At 52.5% G+C, this 2952-nt stretch carries 3 protein-coding genes and 1 pseudogene; 3 read left to right on the plus strand and 1 reads right to left on the minus strand.

Annotated elements, in window-relative coordinates:
* A pseudogene (locus ACIQ2T_RS12970) lies at positions 1-222 on the plus strand (NADPH-dependent 7-cyano-7-deazaguanine reductase QueF); the annotation flags it as partial.
* A gap of 85 nt (positions 223-307) precedes the next feature.
* On the plus strand, positions 308-1480 hold the full coding sequence (locus ACIQ2T_RS12975) for a serine hydrolase (protein ID WP_397591168.1): 1173 nt from the start codon (positions 308-310) through the stop codon (positions 1478-1480).
* A gap of 120 nt (positions 1481-1600) precedes the next feature.
* Here ACIQ2T_RS12975 and ACIQ2T_RS12980 read toward each other — a convergent pair whose 3' ends face one another.
* A complete protein-coding gene (locus tag ACIQ2T_RS12980) occupies positions 1601-1855 on the minus strand; it encodes a circumsporozoite protein (protein WP_397584251.1) in 255 nt (84 codons plus the stop codon).
* Positions 1856-2084: 229 nt separating this feature from the next.
* Here ACIQ2T_RS12980 and ACIQ2T_RS12985 point away from each other — a divergent pair.
* The coding region (locus ACIQ2T_RS12985) for an ArsR/SmtB family transcription factor (protein WP_397591169.1) at positions 2085-2952 on the plus strand (868 nt) is incomplete at its 3' end.

A 2952-nucleotide genomic window follows, 5' to 3' on the forward strand; every position in this document is an offset into this window, starting at 1 on the left:
TTCTTGGGCTCGTTCCGCAACCATGCCGCTTTTCACGAAGATTGCACCGTTGGCATTGGCCAGCGCCTGTTTTCGGAGATGAAGCCGCATTGGCTGCGCATTGGTGGCTATTGGTATCCGCGCGGCGGCATACCCATTGATGTGTTTTGGCAATCCGGCGAGTCTCCCAAGGGTTTGTGGTTGCCAGATCAAGGGGTTCAGCCATATCGCGGCCGCGGCTGAATTATGTAAATAACCCTTCTAAGGTTCGGTGCCCATCGCCTCGTCGACGCAGGGGAATCGTTCATCGCAAATATCAGCATTAACGATGTCATCCGCCAAAGCTCTGCCCTATCGACCGATCATGGTTCGGGTGGAAAAATTTGGCGAACGGCGCGCTAAAAATCTGCTGCGTTTTGGCATGGTATCGTTGGCGCTGTTGGCTAGTTTGTCGGGATGTGTTGGTGTGCAGCAGCCAATGCCACAGGCCAATCCCACCCCGTCAACTCGAATACCGCATTCTGCAGCGCCCGTTGCGCCGGCCGCTCCAAAGCGGCCACTCAATCGGCATGCGCCTATTGGTCTTGAAAATCTGGTGCGGGAGCAATGGCGGATTTTTCCAGGCCGTACCGGTGTCGCTATCATGCGCATAGATGGCGGCGAATGGATAACTGGCCAACGGGCGACAGATTTGTTCCCGCAGCAAAGCGTATCCAAAACATGGGTGGCGTTGACTATATTGGATTTGGTCGATCAAGGTAAAGTCAGCCTTGACCAAAAGATACGCATTACACCTAATGATCTGGCGGTTTTTCATCAACCCATTCGCGACCGTGTGATCTCCAATGGTGGGATTGAGGCGACCGTACTCGCTTTACTCGAGCAGGCTATCATAGCGAGTGACAATACCGCGAATGACTCCCTTTTGCGCACGGCTGGCGGCCCCCAAGCGGTTCAAAGTTTTTTGGCGCGAAAGAATTTGGGGGCTATCCGCTTTGGTCCAGGCGAACGTTTGTTGCAAAGCGGTATTGCTGGGCTTGATTGGCGTCAGGAATATTCGCTTGGTAATAGGTTTTATGCAGCGCGTAACATGGTGCCGATGGCGAAGCGCAAAGCTGCACTCGATCTTTATCTCGCCAACCCGATCGATGGGGCAAGTCCCGAGGCAATTGTCCGTGCTCTTGCCAGGTTGGCCAAAGGAGAGTTGCTGTCGCCAGCATCAACTAGGCTTATCTTGGGGATCATGTCACGCACATCAAGCGGGCCAAATCGTATGAAGGCGGGGGTACCTGCAGGCTGGCGCTTTTTGCATAAAACGGGGACCGGACAGATATTGTCGCCTGTTTCAACGGGCTATAACGACATTGGAATTATGACGGCGCCCGATGGGACGCGCTATGCGCTAGCAATCATGATGGGCAGTACAACAGCATCCATCCCGCAGCGTATGGGGTTCATGCAATTTGTGTCGCGCACGACTGCCACATATCACGACCAGTAATTTTATGGGTTGATGACGCCTGACATGGATTGTCAGTATCTGGGCAATTCAGACAAAGAAAAGGGCCGTCCTGTAAACCGAACGGCCCTTATCAATAGCTTTAGCTAAAAAGCGCGAATATTACTTCGCAGCTTCTTTCGCAGCTTCTGCAGGTGCACCAGCAGCAGCTGCCGCATCGGCAGGTGCTGCAGCAGCGTCAGCAGCAGGTGCAGCAGCAGCGTCAGCAGCAGGTGCAGCGCCTTCTACAGCAGCGTCAGCAGCTTCTGCTGGAGCTTCTGTGGCGGTTGCTTCTGCTGCTGGAGCTTCTTCAGCCTTTGAGCAAGCAACCAAACCGAGCGAAGCGGCAAGAACGAGAGATATAGCAATTTTCTTCATATGGGAAACCCCCTAGCAAAACTTATGAAAACCTGACAGGCACGCCACAACAATTACAGCTTGCCTGCGAAAAGTCCTCTAGCTTGTTCACAATTCGGTGGCAATGCGCTTTTTTACAGTTTGATATTGTCCCATAACAATTTCTCGCCAATCTCTACCTTAACGGTAGAAAATATGCGGGATTTGGACTGATTGACACGATATAAAGAATTCTTTATATGTATCTCAAATGATGAATTTGCTCAATATCATGCGGGCTTTGGCCGATCCGACGCGCTTGCGAATCGCGTTTTTGGTGCTGCGCTTGGAACTGTCTGTGGGTGAGTTGGTCCAAATTTTGGACCAAAGCCAGCCCCGCGTTTCACGCCACATTAGAATATTGGACGAGGCCGGGCTTCTTGAGCGGCGTAAGGAAGGAAGCTGGGTGTTTTTGCGGCCTGCTGCAATATTGACCGATAGTCCCATCGCATCCTTATTGGCCGAGGCAGATGTATCGCAGGGCAAGGCATTTCAGCGCGATGTGCTTCGGCTTGATGAAGTACGCAGCGCCCGGACCGATATGGCCGCAGCTTATTTTTCTGCACATGCTGATGAATGGGATTCTCTTCGATCACTGCACATCGCCGATTCGGAAGTTGAAGCACGGTTGGCACACATCCTCCACAGCGCGCCATTGGGACGTTTTCTAGATGTGGGAACCGGCACTGGACGCATCGTAGAATTATTTGCGGGGGCCTCGGAGCGTTTTGTGGCTGTCGACAATAGTCCCGAGATGCTTCGACTGGCGCGAGCGAAGATTGCAAATCTAAGCCCAGATATCGCGAATAAAGTCGATATTAAGCTTGGCGATTTTAACATGTTGCCCGTAGGCGACGCTGAATTTGACACGGTCATTTTTCACCAAGTCCTGCACTACGCACAGCATCCCGAGGCCGTGATAGCGGAGGCCATCCGTACGCTTGCGCCTGGTGGCAGATTAGTCATCGTCGATTTTGCTGCGCATAATCTTGAAGAATTGCGCACAGTCCATGCGCACGCGCGGCTTGGTTTCACGGATGACTTCATGAAAAAGACCTTTGCTAGCCAAGGCCTTCAAC

The sequence above is a fragment of the Sphingorhabdus sp. genome (assembly GCF_044357595.1).
GTDB lineage: Bacteria > Pseudomonadota > Alphaproteobacteria > Sphingomonadales > Sphingomonadaceae > Sphingorhabdus_B.